We start from the raw sequence: 16,298 nt of genomic DNA, 5'->3' as shown, positions 1-16,298 counted from the left end.
TTTTGTCATACGCCCCGAGGGCGAAAATCAGTCTTTCCGAGCCGCTTGCCATTGCATGTAAATGCCGATGTCGTCGGCAAATGGCCTTTGGCTCTCGTAAAATTTCATATGCCGCTTCATGCTGAGGGAACCGCCATCATTGTCGATGAGGGCGATCCCGCAAAGCCGGCAGTTGTCGCGCCCTTCTTCGATGCGAACTTCAATTTCGGGCTGTCCGGGGATGTTCATCCGGACGACGCCGTCGGTCTTGTTCCAGTTCGGGACCCCGTCATAGATGAGGGCGAACACAGCGATGCGCTTGATCTTGTCGAAGAAGCGGCCGTTGACACGGATGGTTTCGCCACCGGTGACGGCGCCGGTGCGATCGTCGCCTGAGAGAGATATCCACGGTTCCCGGTCGTAATCGCCGAAGGACCGGCCGAGTGCCTGGATGACACCCTTGTAGCCATCCTGCATCTCGAAGAGCACACCGAGATCGAGGTCGATATTCTTCGAGCCGCCGCCGAAGAAACCCTTCTTCTGATCGCCTTGTGACCAGTTGAGGTTGAGGACAATCTCGCCGAACGTATCGCCCGTTTTTTTGAGGCTGACACTCGGGCTCGACTTCTCAAGCGTGATTTTCTTCAGGCTGACGGGCGCAGATGGCGCCGGCGTGGGGGCCGGTGCCGGCGCGGGTGCAGGAGCGGGTGTCGGCGCCGGAGCGGGCGTATCAGCGACTTCGCCGCCGAAATGGCTGATCAGACTGGCGAGGCCGCCCGTGAAGCCTTGCGCGATAGTGCCGCAGCGCCAGCCCGAGCTATGGCGATAGAGCTCGACCATCATAACGGCCTTCTCGTTCGTCAGATGCTCGGCGACGTTGAATTCGGCTTTGCCCTGGTCGATCGTGATGGTCAGCGGCCGTGATTCAGCGATTGGACGGTCGTCGTGGGTCGCTGTGAAAACGATCCGGTCGATGGTCGCTGGCAGCGCATCGAGATCAAGCGTGAAGGCTGCCTTGTCGGAAGACGACGAAAGGCTGATTTCGCCATTGGGCGAACGCGAATTGGAGAACAGGACGACATATCGATCGTCGCCGATTTTCTTGGCCGCATCGAGGCCAAAGGCGGCGATGTCGACGCCAGCAAGACCGAAGGAAACTGCGACTTCGCAGCGCCCACCGATCCCGAGATCGTTCAGGCTACGCTTCTCGCCTTTTTGTAACTGCATGGTCGCTTCCTCGTCAAATTGGCGCACCCTCACAAGAGGGCGCGCCATCGTTCATCGAATGAGGGTGGGATCGGGTCAGATCAGACGCTGCGACTGCTCGACGAGCTGCTGGACGTGAGCACCCTGCGTGCGCTCGCCGATCGCCTTGTAGATCCATTCGCCGCCGCTGCGCTTGAGCGAAGAAAGGATGAGACCGGTATAGGAGCCGCTGTCGCTGATGTCGTAGCGCGCGAGCTCCTTATTGTTCGAAAGGTCGATGACGCGACCGAAGGCATTTTTGACCTTGTCGAAAGTCTGGCCACGGAAGCTGGTGACGGTGAGAACCAGAGTTTCGACATTGGCCGGAAGGCGAGTGAGATCGATCGAGATCGTTTCATCGTCGCCGTCACCTTCACCGGTCAGATTGTCGCCGCTGTGACGAATCGAGCCGTCCGAGCTGACGAGTTTCTGGAACCAGACCGTTTCGACATTATTACCGGCAGCGTCAAAAGCGAGGCATGACGCGTCAAGGTCGATGCTTTCATTGCCGCCGCTAAGCTTGGCAAAGAAACCCGTTGCGGGCGCCATGTCCCACCCAACGCCAAGGGCGATGCGCGTAAGGCCGTTCGAGCCGGCTTCTTTAGCGAGACTGACGCTCGAGTTTTTAGTAAGCGAAATTGACACGACTTTTCCCCAATAAATCCTGAGATAATTCTAGTAATATAAAGCGGTAAGCTTTGTGTCTACATGCTTGCACCGACGTCCCGTAACAATTTGTGAACGGCAGATGATCGGCAAAATCACCCACGAACGGCGCCTCTGGCTACATCAAAAATGGATTAATGACGTCAACCATTTTGACGATGCTCCACTATCGAACTGGTGAGATCCCGGGAAACCGCAACTGTTGTTCCGAGCAGCGAGAGCTTTACCTGCACACCGATCAGGATTTGGTACGGCGATGGCCCCCTCGGGTGCAAACAAGGCCCAAAATCAAGGTTTCCGGAATCGCGACGCTCGAGATCGACTCGATCTGCAGGACCAACCATCCTTGCCCGGCCGTCAGCGGGGCTTCGGCGCAAAATCATCTGGCGGGCCTCGTCGGACAAGTCGCCGGCAGGGCAAGTGAGGGCTACCCCCAATGCTCCGAAATGGCGCCGACGCGGGCAATATCGCCGAGTTGCTGCGGTTGCAGTTCTTCGCCGGGCTGGCGCCGCCGGAAACCGATTGCCGATCGCCCTATGCTTTTCCGGTAACCAGCGTGCGCTGTTCGGCGCGGCCCATCGACAGCAGAATAGGATCCGCCGCTTGCCGCGCCGTAAAGTCGGCCTTGCCGGTGAGGCCCTGCCAGCCGATACCGATCAGCGATTGCGCGATTGCGCCGCCCAGCGTGTCGCCGGGACCGGGCAGGATGATGACGTCGGGGGCATATTCCCGGACCGCGACCTGCACCGACAGCGCGAAATCATAGGGTTCCAGTATCTGGTGGCCGAAGGTGTAATCCCAAACGGCAGTCGAATCGCTCGCATGGCGTCGCCAGATATGGCCGCGCCCGTCGACCATCGGCAACGCCGAGCGGCCAAAGAGCGAATGCGGGAGTTCGGCCTTTGCCTTGTCCGAGCTGCCGAACATCAGCGGCGTGTGAAAGGGGCCGTGCCCCGCGAGACGGAGCAGATCGCGCCCGGGGGTGGCGGGCGCTTCGGCGAACAGAGCGGCAAGGCCTTCTTCATTGCCCGCGAAGACGAGCATTCCGGCGAGATCGATCGAGAGCGCGAGGGCGTGGCCGGGGCGCGATCCAATATTGGCGACGAGAGCGAACAGGGTTTCGCGCAGGCCGGGAACAGCGCGCCAATCCTCGTCGACGACCTGCAGCAGGATCTGCCCGCCCGGCCCGTGCGTCTGACTGTTGAGCCCCATCGCATTGCTGATGCGGAAGCCGTCCTCGACCGAGACCGCACCGCCGAGTGCGAGCGCACTGTACCAGCCCATCGAATTGCCCAAGGCCGCCACAACGTCGAATTTTTCGCGGTCGATGCTGAGATAATCGAGCACCGTCGCGGTGTAGATGAGCGGCGCCGCGACATCGCCGCGCATATGCGTCGCAACGCTGAAGCGGTCGGCGCCGTCGAGTTCGGTCACCGTCGGCTGGCCCCGCTCGCGGCGCTGCGCGTCGAAATTGGCGATCAACTCGCCAAAGCGTGCCCCATGGAGCCGCGCGATGCTGCCAAGCTCGCCCTTGCCATAGGTGCCGCGCCCCGGGGCGACCACGAGGGCGGTTTTGCGCGCGCTCATGCCAGCAGCTCCCGCGCCGCCGCGGCAATGCTGTCGCGGCTCGGCAAAGTCAGCGTCGCCGCGCGGCCGAGCGGAATGAAGCTGTCATCGGCAGCGATACGCGCGAGTTTCTTGCCCGGCGTTCGCTCGACGAACAGCGCCATCAGCGCCTCGCTCTGCGACCCGGTGATGCGGCATTCGTCGACAATCAGGATGCGTTTCGCATCGCCGACTGCGGCGACCAGCTTATCCTCATCGACCGGGCCGAGCCAGCGCAGATCAATCACCCGCGCTTTCACGCCCTCGGCTGCGAGCAGCTTTTCGGCTTGGCGCGAGAGATAATAGCCGTTGCCGTAAGTGACGATCGCGAGGTCGGTGCCATCGCCGAACACACCGACGTCGCCCAGCCGGATCGGCGCGCCGTCGCCGGGCGCTTCATAGGTGCTCGTCCACAGGCCATCGCCGTCTTCGTGCAGGTCGCGCGTCATATAGAGCGCGATCGGTTCGACGAAGACAACCACGCGCTGTTCCTCACGCGCGAGCCGGACGCATTCGCGCAGCATATGTACCGCGTCGCGCCCGTTCGATGGTACCGCGAGGATCACGCCCGGGATGTCGCGAAAGACCGCGAGACTGTTGTCGTTGTGGAAATGGCCGCCGAAACCCTTCTGATAGCCGAGCCCCGCGATGCGGAGGACCATCGGATTGGTATATTGGCCATCGGAGAAAAAGCTCAATGTTGCCGCCTCGCCGCGGATCTGATCCTCGGCATTGTGGACATAAGCGAGGAACTGGATCTCGGGCATCGGCAGGAAGTCGTTGTGCGCCATACCGATCGCGAGGCCGAGGATTGCCTGTTCGTCGAGCAACGTGTTGACGACGCGCGCCGAGCCGAAACGCTGGTGGAGCTTGGCAGTGACGTTATAGACGCCGCCCTTTGGCCCGACATCCTCGCCCGCGACGACAATTTCCTTGTGCGCGAGCATCAGGTCGGCGAGCGCCCAGCTGAGCAGCCGCGCCATATGCTGCGGCTTGTCCATCGCGCCCGCGTCGCTGCCGAACATCGCCTTGCGATCCTCTGTCGACGGCGTGTTGGGTCGTGTGACTTCGCGCTTCGGCGGAACGACGCTTTGCATCACATGGGCGGGCGTCGTGATCTTGGGCCGCAGGATCGCCGCCTCGGCCTGCCGCGCCAGCGTCGTGCCGATCTCTTCATAGGCATCGGCGATCTCGGCGGGCGACATCCAGCCCTGCCCCGCCATCAGCGCCGCGCCGGCGAGCAACGGGTCGCGCGCCTCGTCGGCCTCGATCAGCGCCTTCGGCAGATAGGCGCCCTGCACGTCGGAGCCAGCGTGGCCATAGAGCCGCACGGTCGCCATATGGAGGAACACCGGCTTTCTGTATCGGCGCGCGTAATCGGCAGCCTCGGCCGCACCGGCATAGGCCGAGACGAGGTCGGTCCCGTCGCATTGAATATAGTGTAGCCCGGCGCGGTGGCGGAACTGCGCCTCGATCCATCCCGTCGGGGTGCGCGTCGAAATGCCGATGCCATTATCCTCGCACAGGAAGATCAGCGGCATTGGCGACCCCTGGAACGCCGCCCAGCCCGCGGTGTTGAAGGCGCCCTGCGCGGTCGAATGATTCGCCGAAGCGTCGCCGAAGCTTGTCAGCACCACCGCATCGTCGGGAAGCGGCAACCCGGTCATGCCGAGGCGGCGCGCGATGCCGATCGAAAAGGCCGCGCCGACCGCCTTGGGCAGGTGCGAGGCGATCGTCGAGGTTTGCGGCGGGATATTGAGTGGCTTCGACCCGATCACCTTGTGCCGCCCACCCGAAATCGGGTCGTCCGACGAGGCCGCGAAGCTCAGCAACATGTCCCATGTCGGCGTCAGACCGGGCACCGACCGCGCACGATGCAGCTGGAAGGCGTTCGAGCGATAATGGAGGAACGCCATATCGGTGACACGCAGCGCTGCGGCGACCGCGGCGTTGCCTTCGTGCCCCGACGATCCGATCGTGTAAAAACCCTCGCCGCGCGCCTGCAAATGACGCGAAAGGCGGTCCATCTGGCGGCTGGTCAGCTGCGACAGGAAAATGTCGGTCGCCTCCGCCCGCGACAGGCCGACCAAAGCGGGGTCGGGGGCGTCGGCGCGATCGGGCAATTTCCCCTCCGCCAGCGCCGCGAGGAATTTTTCATGTACCGCTTGCGCCGCGTCCACCTGTCTCTCCTGTCGCGCGGCCCCTGGTTACGAGCGTAACAAACCGGCCGATTTTGCCGCGCGCTAGAACGGGGCCGTCCGGCGCGCAAGCATCTCTTGCCTTGCCTCACTCGCTCGCGCTACCACCATATACGATGAACGACCGGGGCGAGGCCACAATTTCAACATGATATCCCTGTGGATCGCCCAGTCCTCGGCTGCCGTCGACTCATCCAGCCAAGGGTGGCTGATCGATCCCGAGCTTGTCGATCCGGGCTATAGCCAGACGATTGCAGGCGGCGAGATCCAGACCGCCTTTCCGCCTCCGCCACCCCCGCCACCGCCAACACCCGAATGGCTGAAATCGCTGTTCGATGCGATCGGCAGCTTTTTCCAGTGGAGCGCCCCCGCCGCAAAACCGTTGCTGTGGATTGCGATCGCGGTGATCGTGCTCTTCCTCCTCTATCATTTTGTTCCCGCCTTTGCGCGCTGGGTCGACAATCTGCCGTTCCGGCGCAAGCCCGGCGGCGGCGATGAGGCCGACAGCATCGGCCTCGCCGAAGCCGGCGCCGCGCGCGCGCTGCTCGCCGAAGCCGACGCGCTTGCGGCCGAGGGGCGCTACGCCGAGGCCGTACATCTGCTCCTCTATCGCAGCGTCGAGGATATCGAGGGCCGCCGCCCGGGGCTGGTCAAACCCGCGATGACGTCGCGCGACCTCGCCGAAGCGCGCGACCTGCCCATGATCGCGCGCGATGCGTTCAGCCGCATTGCGCGCGCCGTCGAGATCAGCCTGTTCGGCGGGCGATCGATCGACGCCGGCGCGTGGCAAACGTGTCGCAGCGCCTATGCCGAGCTGACAGTGCCGAAGAATTGGGCGCGCGGATGAGCGGCGCGGCGGCAACGAACGACGGCTTCAACCCGCGCCTGATCGCCGGCGTGATCGTGATCGGGGTGATCGCCTTCATCGCGCTCTGGGCACTGATCGCGCTCGGCCCACAGATCAGCAGCGGCAACGACGGCGGCGGCCATGCACTGTCAAAGGCGGTGCCGGGCTACGCCGGCATCGTCGACCTCGTCGAGCGCGCCGGCGCCGATGTCGAATTGCGACGGAAGGTCGATACGACACGTTATGACGACCACAAGCCCTTGCTGGTGCTGACGCCGACCCATCGCACCCGCCCGGAAGAGATGACCGAGTTGCTCGACGCGCAGGGTGGGCACCCTATATTGATCGTCCTGCCCAAATGGCAGGCGGGTGCGATACCCGGGCAAGCTCCGAAGCCGGGCTGGGTCAGCGCGGGATTTGCCGATACGCCGCCCGCGAGGCTGCTCCCCGAAGCGAAGTTCGGCAAAGTGAAGATCGAGGCCCGCGCCAGCAAGGCGCAATCCGTTCCCGTCAACATCGCCGGAAGGACATTTACGGCCTACCTCCCCGACAATGCGCAGACGGTCGAAAGCGACGAACTCGACGTGCTGATTGCCGGCCCCGGCGGCGGGTCGGTCCTCGCGCAGCTGCGCGGCCGCGACGTCTATGTCCTCGCCGACCCCGATCTCATCAACAATTTCGCCTTTGCCTCGCGCGACCGGGCGCGCGCCGGCGCGATGCTGATCGACGCGCTGGCCGAATATGCCGACGCCGATGCGCTCGCCTTCGACGTGACGCTCAACGGTTTCGGCGGTCAGCGCTCGTTGCTGCGCTTTGCCTTTGTCCCGCCGTTCATCGGTATCACACTGTGCCTGATCGCCGCCGGACTGCTCGCATTGTGGCAGGCGTGGATGCGCTTTGGTCCGGCGCTGAGACCCGGGCGCGCGATTCCGGTATCGAAGTCGGCGCTGATCGCGAACAGCGCCGACCTGATCCGGCAGGCGCGCCGCGAACTCGACGGCGCCGACGCCTATGTCCGCAGCCAGCGCAGCGCGATCGCGCGGCGCCTCCACGCGCCCGGCGGGCTCGACGATGCGGAGACCGACCGCTGGATCGACCGGCATCTGCGTGCAGGCAGCGACCTGTTTTCTTCGCTCGCGCGGCGCCTGCCGCTCGCGCGTAACACCCACGAGTTTCTCAGCGACGCGCAAGCGCTGCACGACATCAGGAAGGATTTACTCCGTGACAGCTAACCCCGTCGAAAGCGTCCAGGCGCTCGGTGCAGCGATCGAAAGCGAAGTCGCCAAGGTCGTGTTCGGGCAGGGGCCGCTCACCCGCATGGTAACGATCGCGCTGCTCGCGGGCGGCCATGTGCTGCTCGAAGGTCCGCCGGGGACCGCCAAGACCTTGCTCGCGCAGGCGTTCGCGCGCGCGACGGGCCTCGCGTTCGGGCGCATCCAGTTCACCCCCGACCTGATGCCCGGCGACATATTGGGGTCGAACCTGTTCAACTTCCAGACGTCGAGCTTCACCCTCACCAAGGGACCGATCTTTACCGAACTGCTGCTCGCCGACGAAATCAACCGCACCCCGCCCAAGACGCAGGCCGCGCTGCTCGAAGCGATGCAGGAACGGCGGGTGACGATCAACGGCGAGGCGCATGTGATGAGCCCGCGCTTCACCGTGCTGGCGACGCAAAACCCGATCGAGCAGCAGGGCGTCTATCCGCTGCCCGAGGCGCAGCTCGACCGCTTCCTGTTCAAGCTGGTCGTCGATTATCCCGCCGCCGACGAGGAACGACGCATCGTCGCCGATCATGGCGGGCGGTTCAAAAGCCCTGCGGTCGCCGATTTCGGGGTGACCGAAGTCGCCAACGCCAAGACGATCGAAGCCGCGATCGACACGATCGCGACCGTGCGGCTTGCCGACGAAATCGTCGACTATATCGTCCGGCTCGTCCGCGCGACGCGCGAAAGCGCCGACCTCGAATGCGGCGCCAGCCCGCGCGCCGCGACCCTGCTCGCACGCGCCGCCTGTGCCGCCGCGGCGCTCGACGGGCGCGATTATGTGATCCCCGACGATATCCAGCGCCTCGCCGCCGGGGTGCTGCGCCACCGCGTGATCCTGTCGGCGGCCGCCGAGATCGAAGGGCGCAATGTCGAACAGGTCGTCGCCGCGCTGCTCGACCGCGAGGAAGTCCCGCGGTGATCTATCCGACGCGGCGAGCGATCTACTTGCTGCTACTGGGCGCCCCGATGGCGCTCGCGCTCGGGCTTGTCCGGCCCGAGCTATGGCTCGTCGCGCCCGGATGGATCGGTGTCATCCTTGCCTGCCTGATCCTCGATTGCGTTGCCGGCGCCAATCCGCGTCACCTGCGCCTCGATGCCCGCTTTCCGCATCAGGTCGGCGTTGGCGACCCATTCGACCTTTCGCTCGCTGCGAGCGGTCCTGCGGTGCCGCCGCGCGCCGAACTCGCGCTCGCGCTCGACGAACGGCTCGCCGAGGGCGGGCGCCTCGCGGGCGACATGCGCCGGGCGAGCACGGGCGAAACCCTTGTCCGCACGCTCTCGCTCACCGCCTCGCGGCGCGGGCAGGCGCTGGTCGAGGCGCTATGGGTCCGCTGGGCGGGGCCATTGGGGCTCGTCTGGAAACAGCGCAAATTTCCGATCGACGGCGCGATCAACATCGTCCCCAGCCTGCGCGCCGTGACCGACGAGGGCAGCCGGCTGTTCCAGCGCAACAGCTGGTTCGGCCTCCGCCAGCAACGCTTCCGCGGCGAAGGCACCGAATTTGAGGCGCTCGCCGAATATCAGCCGGGGATGGACCGCCGCGCGATCGACTGGAATGCGTCGGCGCGCCACGTCAAACTGCTCGCCAAGGAATATCGCGTCGAACGCGACAATCGCGTTGTCCTCGCAATCGACAGCGGGCGGACGATGGCCGAGCCCGTCGGCGGCATGCCGCGCGTCGACCGCGCCGTGTCGGCGGCGCTGCTGCTCGCCTATGTCGGCCTCAAACTCAACGACCGGATCAGCTTCTTCTCCTTCGCCGCCAAGCCGCATACGCTGACCCCCGCCTATATGCACACGCAGGATTTCCCGGCACTGCAGCGCGCCGCAAGCCTGATCGACTATGCCCATGTCGAAAGCAATTTTACCCTCGCGCTGACGACGCTGAGCGCGCAGCTCAATCGCCGCTCGCTGATCATATTGTTCACCGAATTCACCGACGCGACGAGCGCCGACCTGATGATCCGCGCCGCGGGGCGGCTGTTGAAGAAACATCGGCTGCTGTTCGTCGTGATCAAAGACGAGGAGGTCGAAAGCGAAGAGCGCCGCCGACCCGAAAGCGCCGCCGACGTCACGCGCTCGAACGTCGCCGCGGCGATGCTGCGCGACCGGCAACTGGTGATCGCGCGGCTCCAGCGCCTCGGTGCCGATGTCATTGAAGTGCCCGCCGACGCGATGGGCGCGAGCGCAGTCGAGGCCTATCTCGGCATCAAAAGGGCGGGCAGCCTGTGATCCCGCCCCCTGCGCCCGCCCGCGCGCTCGACGCGCCGAGCTTTTCGACCGGCCGTTTTCGCGCCGAACGCGAGGCCGACTGGATCGCCTTCGATTTGCTGCTGACCCGGCTCGAAAAGAAGGGCGCGGCGGCGCTGACCAGCGACGAGTTGCTGCAACTGCCGCTGCTCTATCGCGCGACGCTGTCGTCGCTGTCGATCGCGCGCGCGACCAGCCTCGACAAGGCCTTGCTCGATCATCTCGAGGCGCTGTCGATCCGTGGCTATTTTCTCATCTATGGCGTGCGCGAGAGCCGGCTCAATCGCCTGCGCCGCTTCTTTCTCTACGACTGGCCCGCCGCGGTGCGGTCTGTGTGGAAGGAGACGGTGATCATCGCGCTGATCATCCTGCTCGGCGCGCTGACGAGCTATTCGCTCGTCGCGAGCAACCCCGAATGGTATTTCAATTTCGTCGATGAAGAGATGTCGGGCGGGCGCGACCCGCGCGCAACGGTCGAATTCCTCCAATCGACGCTGGGTCATGGCAAAGCGGCGGCGGGCGAGGCCGAAAGCGGGCTCCACATCTTCGCGACCTATTTGTTCACCCACAACAGCCAGGTCTCGATCCTGTCCTTTGCACTCGGCTTCGCGTTCGGTGTGCCGACGATGATGCTCGAATATTATCAGGGCATCGGCCTCGGCGCGATGATGGCAGTCTTTACCGGCAAGGGCCTCGGCTATGATTTCGGCGGCTGGCTGTTCATTCACGGCACCACCGAATTGTTCGCCGCCGCGCTATCCGGTGCGGCGGGGCTCCGGATCGGTACCGCGGTCGTCTTTCCCGGCGCGCGCGGGCGACTGCAGGCCGCGTCGGAAGCCGGGCGCACTGCGGGCAAGGTGATGGTCGGCGTGATCATCATGCTTTTTGCCGCAGGATTGCTCGAAGGCTTCGGGCGTCAGCTGATCACCGACACGATGCTGCGCTATGCCATCGGTTCGCTGATGCTGCTGTTCTGGATCGCCTATTATTACATCCCGCGCCGCGAGGATGTCACATGACCGCTGCTGCCGCCAACGCCAGATCGCGCGACGCACGGGCGAAGAAGATTCGCCAGTTCATCACCCCCGAGGGCGTCGATCTGGAACTGAAGATCGCGAGTTCGGGGCTGCGGTTTGGCGCATTGCTGGTCGACCTGATCCTGATTCAACTCGCGCTGCTCCTCTTTTTCCTGCTGATAGTCTGGGCCGGGCTCGCGTCGAAATCCGATGTCGTGGTCGCCATCTGGCTGCTCGGCGCCTTCCTGCTGCGGACCTTCTGGTTCATCGGCTTCGAGCTCGGTTCGCGCGCGGCAACGCCGGGCAAAAGACTGATGGGTATCCGCGTCGTCGCACGCGACGGCGGACGGCTGACCGCCGATGCGGTGGTCGCGCGCAACCTGATCCGCGAGCTCGAGCTGTTCCTGCCGTTGATGATGCTCGGCGTCGGCGCGGCAGAGGACATGGTGTCGGGATGGATCGTGCTCGCGGGCGTTGCCTGGTCGCTGACCCTCAGCCTGTTCCTGCTGTTCAACCGCGACCGGATGCGGATGGGCGATCTGATCGCGGGCACATGGGTGGTGATGGCGCAGCGCGCAAAGCTCGACGCCGATATCGCAACCGACACGGCGGGCGACGCGATGGCCTTCAGCGAGGCGGAACTCGCCGTCTACGGCATTTTCGAGTTGCAGGAGCTCGAACGCGTTCTACGCGGCCGCGATCCGCGCGCGATGCGCGACGTCGCCGACGCGATCCGCGCCAAGATCGGGCGTCCTGTCGCCGAAGAGGATGACGTCTTCCTGCTCAGCTATTATCGCCATTTGAAAGCCCGGCTCGAGCGCAAACTGCTGTTCGGCAAGCGGCGAGAGGATAAATATGCCAGTGACTGACACCCCTGCTACTGAGAATGGCGTGACCCAGGCGCTGCACCAGCGTCGTTCGGTACGCGCCTTTACCGACCGCGCGGTCGATCCCGCGCTGCTGAAGGATATTTTCGCCGCGGCGCAGCGCGCGCCATCGGGCGGCAACCTCCAGCCTTGGCAGGCGACCGTGCTGACCGGCGCGCCCTGGCAAGCGGTGAAGGACGCCGTCGCGGCCCGCGTCGCGATGGGACGCGCGGGATATGAGCCCGAATATGACATCTATCCCAAGGGGCTGACCGAGCCGTGGGAAGCGCGCCGCTTCGGCGTCGGCGAGGGGCTGTATGCCGCACTGGGCATCCCGCGCGACGACAAGGCGGGGCGGCTCGCTCAGTTCGTGGAGAATTACCGGGGTTTCGGCGCACCGGTGATGCTTTTCCTACATTGTTCGCGCATCATGGGACCGCCGCAATGGTCGGACATGGGCATGTGGCTGCAATCGGTGATGCTGCTGCTCGTCGAGGCCGGTCTCGCCAGTTGTCCGCAGGAATGCTGGGCGATGTACGGCGCGACGATCCGGCGCGTGCTGCCGCTAGACGAGGGACAGATTTTGTTCACCGGGCTTGCGATCGGCTATGCCGACACCGATGCGGCGGTGAACCAGTGGACGGTGCCGCGTGCACCGCTCGAAGATGTGATCGATTGGCAGGGATTTTAGATGATGATCAGCAAACACCCAGGTTTTCGCTATGGCGCCCTGGGCGCGCTGATGCTGGTCGTCGCGGGCTGTACTGCGATCCCCAAACCCGAAGCGCCGCCACCGGCGCCGCGTCCGGTCGCCCCCGCGCCGACCCCGGCCCCGCTGCCGACGCCCTCGAAATCATGGGAAGACCGCGCGGTCGACGCCGGTGCATGGCGCTATGACGCGAGCAGCCGGATCGCATCGTTCGTGCCCACGGGCAGCGCAAACCCGCTGCTCACGATGGCGTGCAGCGGCAGCGCCATTCGCCTGACCTCGGCGCTCGCGGGCAATGTCAGCCTGCGCACCAGCGCCGGGACCGACCAGATCCGCTTCGACGGCGGCAGCGCGAGCCTCGCGAACCGCGACCCGCGGCTCGACCGCATCGCCTTCAGCCGGGGCCGCTTCGCGCTCGAAACCCCCGGCGGCGGCGCGCTGACGCTGCCGGTCCAGTCCGAAATCGGCCGCGTGATCGAGGATTGCCGATAACTGGTGGGGACTATCCCCCCAATTGGACCGTTCCGCCCTTGATCCAGCCCCAGCGGCACGGCCCCTGATATTCGCGCGCATTGGCCACCGACTTGCCGACCCCGCACATATCGGGATCGGTGCCGGGCGCGGCGAAGATGACGCCGAACCAGGCATCATTGTCAGCCGCTTCGCACAGCGACACATTCGCGCCGCCGGCGAGTTTCGCCTTGATCGCGCGCGTTTCGCCGGGCGCCCAATAGACGTCGGTGCCGCCCGGCTTGACTCGGCTGACGCTCGAACAGGCAGGCAAGCTCGGCCCTTCGGTGCCGATCATCACCGCGCGCGTCGCCAGCGGCTCGCCTGCAACCGCGGGCGCATTGTCGGCGGGCGGCGCAGGCTGGCTGCACGCGGCGAGCGAGAGGATGAAGGCGGCGGCGAGCGGATGCGCGAGACGGTGTTTCATGCTTTGAAACTAGCCGCCGCGAGGCGCGCGCGCAACGCTCGTCGCCACAGCAGCGAGAGCCGCATTTTCGCTTGGGTTTTCGGCCCCGCGACCCTATATAATCGATATGACGGACACCCCTGAAAATGCGGCGCAGAGCGCCAATGCCAACCTGCCCAATTCCAACGCCTATGGCGCCGATTCGATCAAGGTTCTCAAAGGCCTCGACGCGGTGCGCAAACGGCCGGGCATGTATATCGGCGACACCGACGACGGGTCGGGCCTGCATCACATGGTGTTCGAGGTTTCGGACAACGCGATCGACGAAGCGCTCGCGGGGCATTGCGACCTTGTCCTGATTACACTGAACAGCGACGGATCGGTCAGCGTCGAGGACAATGGTCGCGGCATTCCGACCGGCATTCACGCCGAGGAGGGCATTTCGGCGGCCGAGGTCATCATGACCCAGCTCCACGCCGGCGGTAAGTTCGAAAACACCAGCGACGACAATGCGTACAAGGTGTCGGGCGGCCTGCACGGCGTCGGCGTCAGCGTCGTCAACGCGCTCAGCGAGTGGCTCGAACTCACCATCTGGCGCGACGGCCAGGAGCATTGGATGCGCTTCGAACATGGCGATTCGGTGGGCCCGCTCAAGGTCAACGGCCCCGCCCCCGCCGGCAAGAAGGGGACGCGCGTCACTTTCTCGGCCTCGACCGACACGTTCAAGAATGTCCTCGAATTCGATTTCGAAAAGCTCGAGCATCGCTACCGCGAACTCGCCTTCCTGAACTCGGGCGTCCGCATCAAGCTGGTCGACGCGCGCCATGCCGAGCATGTCAGCCACGACCTGTTCTACGAAGGCGGCATCGGCGCGTTCGTCCGCTATCTCGATCGCAACAAGACCGCGCTGCTGCCCGATCCGATCGCGATCAGCAGCGAGCGCGACGGCATCGGCATCGATGTCGCGCTCGAATGGAACGACAGCTATTATGAAAATGTGCTGTGCTTCACGAACAATATCCCGCAGCGCGACGGCGGCACCCACCTTGCGGCGTTCCGCGCCGCGCTGACGCGCACGCTCAACGGCTATGGCGACAAATCGGGCATCCTGAAGAAGGAAAAGGTCTCGCTGACCGGCGAGGATATGCGCGAAGGCCTGACCGCGATCGTCTCGGTCAAGCTGCCCGATCCCAAATTCTCGTCGCAGACCAAGGACAAGCTCGTTTCGTCCGAAGTCCGCCAGCCGCTCGAAAGCCTGATGGCCGACCGGATGACCGAATGGCTCGAGGAAAATCCTGCTTATGCCAAGGCGGTGATCCAGAAAGTCATCGACGCCGCCGCGGCGCGCGAAGCCGCGAAGAAGGCCCGCGAACTGACGCGGCGCAAGGGCGCGATGGATATCGCCTCGCTGCCCGGCAAGCTCGCCGACTGTCAGGAACGCGATCCCAGCAAATGCGAACTCTTCCTCGTCGAGGGTGACTCGGCAGGCGGATCGGCCAAGCAGGGCCGCGACCGCAAGGTGCAGGCGATCCTGCCCTTGAAGGGAAAGATTTTGAACGTCGAGCGCGCGCGCTTCGACCGGATCATTTCGTCGAAGGAAGTCGGTACGCTGATCCAGGCGCTCGGCACCGGGATCCGCGACGAGTTCAACCTCGAGAAGCTGCGCTATCACAAGATCGTGATCATGACCGACGCCGACGTCGACGGCGCGCATATCCGTACGCTTTTGCTCACCTTCTTCTATCGCCAGATGCCCGAGATCATCGAGGGCGGCCATCTCTACATCGCCCAGCCGCCGCTCTACAAAGTGGCGAAGGGGCGGAGCGAGGTCTATCTCAAGGACGATAGCGCGCTCGAAAACTACCTCGTCGACGGCGGGATCGATGCGCTGATGCTGGAAACGAGCGGCGGTGCGCGCTCGGGCAACGACCTCCGCGACCTGATCGAGCATGGCCGCCGCCTGCGCGCGCTGATGCGTTATGTGCCGCGCGGCCATAATTACGAGCTGGTCGAGGCCCTGGCGCTGAATGGCGCGCTCGATCCCGAACTCGACGATGCGGGACGTACCGCAGCGGGAATCCGCGCCGCGGAATGGCTCAACATGGCCGAAAGCGCGCTCACCGGCGGTATCGAAGCCAAATGGACGATCGTTGTGGTCGACGGCGGCTACACGCTCGAAAAAAGGTGGCGTGGGGTCAGCGACCATCACGCCATCGACGCAGCCTTCCTCGCCAGTCAGGAAGCGCGCCGGCTGCACAAGCTCGCTGCCGAACAAGCCGACACCTATGCCCGCCCGGCGCGTCTGGTGAAGGGCAGCAGTGCCGCCGCGCAAGCCGCCGATGCCGCTGCTCTTGCGGCGGCCACCGAAGCCGAGAATGACGCCGACGCCAATGACGGCGACCTGCCTGCTGCAAGCACCGGCAAGGTCACCCCGATCACCCGGCCGTCCGAACTGCTCGAGGCAATTTTCGCCCACAGCCGCAAGGGACTGGCAATCAGCCGCTACAAGGGGCTGGGCGAAATGAATGCCGAGCAATTGTGGGAAACAACGCTCGATCCCGCCAATCGTTCGCTGCTGCGCGTCGAGGCCGATCAGGCCGATGTCGCGCACGAAATCTTCGAACGGTTGATGGGCGACGAGGTCGAACCGCGGCGCGATTTTATTCAGACAAACGCGCTGTCGGTGGCGAATCTCGACGTATAGTTTTCAGTTACTTCCGTTAAAAAACGGTC

At 64.6% G+C, this 16,298-nt stretch carries 14 protein-coding genes; 9 read left to right on the top strand and 5 right to left on the bottom strand.

What is annotated here, in order from left to right; translation table 11 throughout:
- Window positions 1–27 precede the first annotated feature (27 nt).
- The 4 genes from AC07NV_RS07740 to AC07NV_RS07725 form a co-directional block, all read right to left on the bottom strand.
- The gene (locus AC07NV_RS07740; RefSeq protein WP_495165741.1) at window positions 28–1,206 is read right to left on the bottom strand and encodes a TerD family protein; all 1,179 of its coding nucleotides are present in this window, start codon (window positions 1,204–1,206) and stop codon (window positions 28–30) included.
- A 75-nt stretch (window positions 1,207–1,281) separates the two neighbouring features.
- A complete protein-coding gene (locus AC07NV_RS07735; RefSeq protein WP_495165740.1) occupies window positions 1,282–1,869 on the bottom strand; it encodes a TerD family protein in 588 nt (195 codons plus the stop codon).
- 555 nt (window positions 1,870–2,424) lie between these two features.
- On the bottom strand, window positions 2,425–3,477 hold the full coding sequence (locus AC07NV_RS07730; RefSeq protein WP_495165739.1) for an ACP S-malonyltransferase: 1,053 nt from the start codon (window positions 3,475–3,477) through the stop codon (window positions 2,425–2,427).
- Entirely contained in the window at window positions 3,474–5,675 is a 2,202-nt protein-coding gene (locus tag AC07NV_RS07725) for a thiamine pyrophosphate-dependent enzyme (protein ID WP_495165738.1), read from the bottom strand. Before AC07NV_RS07725 ends, AC07NV_RS07730 begins: the two co-directional genes overlap by 4 nt.
- A gap of 166 nt (window positions 5,676–5,841) precedes the next feature.
- Between AC07NV_RS07725 and AC07NV_RS07720 the strand changes: the two genes are divergently transcribed.
- Genes AC07NV_RS07720 through AC07NV_RS07685 form a run of 8 tightly spaced genes read left to right on the top strand, consistent with a single transcriptional unit; the run spans window position 5,842 to window position 13,141 of the window.
- On the top strand, window positions 5,842–6,540 hold the full coding sequence (locus AC07NV_RS07720) for a DUF4129 domain-containing protein (RefSeq protein ID WP_495165737.1): 699 nt from the start codon (window positions 5,842–5,844) through the stop codon (window positions 6,538–6,540).
- Window positions 6,537–7,772, top strand: coding sequence for a DUF4350 domain-containing protein (locus AC07NV_RS07715; RefSeq protein WP_495165736.1), 1,236 nt, complete (start codon window positions 6,537–6,539; stop codon window positions 7,770–7,772). Before AC07NV_RS07720 ends, AC07NV_RS07715 begins: the two co-directional genes overlap by 4 nt.
- Window positions 7,762–8,727 (top strand): AAA family ATPase, encoded by a 966-nt coding sequence (locus AC07NV_RS07710; protein WP_495165735.1) that lies wholly within the window; start codon window positions 7,762–7,764, stop codon window positions 8,725–8,727. The genes AC07NV_RS07715 and AC07NV_RS07710 overlap by 11 nt, the downstream gene beginning before the upstream one ends.
- Window positions 8,724–10,040: a DUF58 domain-containing protein gene (locus AC07NV_RS07705; RefSeq protein WP_495165734.1), complete on the top strand. Its 1,317-nt coding sequence runs from the start codon at window positions 8,724–8,726 to the stop codon at window positions 10,038–10,040. Before AC07NV_RS07710 ends, AC07NV_RS07705 begins: the two co-directional genes overlap by 4 nt.
- Window positions 10,037–11,077 carry a stage II sporulation protein M gene (locus AC07NV_RS07700; RefSeq protein WP_495165733.1) on the top strand — a complete coding sequence of 347 codons (1,041 nt, stop codon included), beginning with the start codon at window positions 10,037–10,039 and terminating at the stop codon, window positions 11,075–11,077. The genes AC07NV_RS07705 and AC07NV_RS07700 overlap by 4 nt, the downstream gene beginning before the upstream one ends.
- Window positions 11,074–11,943 (top strand): RDD family protein, encoded by an 870-nt coding sequence (locus AC07NV_RS07695; RefSeq protein ID WP_495165732.1) that lies wholly within the window; start codon window positions 11,074–11,076, stop codon window positions 11,941–11,943. The genes AC07NV_RS07700 and AC07NV_RS07695 overlap by 4 nt, the downstream gene beginning before the upstream one ends.
- A complete protein-coding gene (locus tag AC07NV_RS07690) occupies window positions 11,930–12,631 on the top strand; it encodes a nitroreductase (RefSeq protein WP_495165731.1) in 702 nt (233 codons plus the stop codon). Before AC07NV_RS07695 ends, AC07NV_RS07690 begins: the two co-directional genes overlap by 14 nt.
- Window positions 12,632–13,141, top strand: a complete 510-nt coding sequence (locus tag AC07NV_RS07685) for a hypothetical protein (RefSeq protein WP_495165730.1) — start codon at window positions 12,632–12,634, stop codon at window positions 13,139–13,141.
- Window positions 13,142–13,151: 10 nt separating this feature from the next.
- Here the strand turns inward: AC07NV_RS07685 and AC07NV_RS07680 are convergent, their stop codons facing one another.
- Entirely contained in the window at window positions 13,152–13,586 is a 435-nt protein-coding gene (locus AC07NV_RS07680; RefSeq protein ID WP_495165729.1) for a hypothetical protein, read from the bottom strand.
- Between the two features lie 106 nt (window positions 13,587–13,692).
- On the opposite strand from AC07NV_RS07680, the gene gyrB reads away from it, so the two are divergent.
- On the top strand, window positions 13,693–16,269 hold the full coding sequence (gene gyrB / locus AC07NV_RS07675; protein ID WP_495165728.1) for a DNA topoisomerase (ATP-hydrolyzing) subunit B: 2,577 nt from the start codon (window positions 13,693–13,695) through the stop codon (window positions 16,267–16,269).
- Window positions 16,270–16,298 lie beyond the last annotated feature (29 nt).

This window comes from Sphingopyxis sp. GW821-FHT10B01 (genome assembly GCF_059415685.1).
Note: the sequence above shows the minus strand (reverse complement) of the source record. Positions and strands in the feature narration are given on the sequence as shown.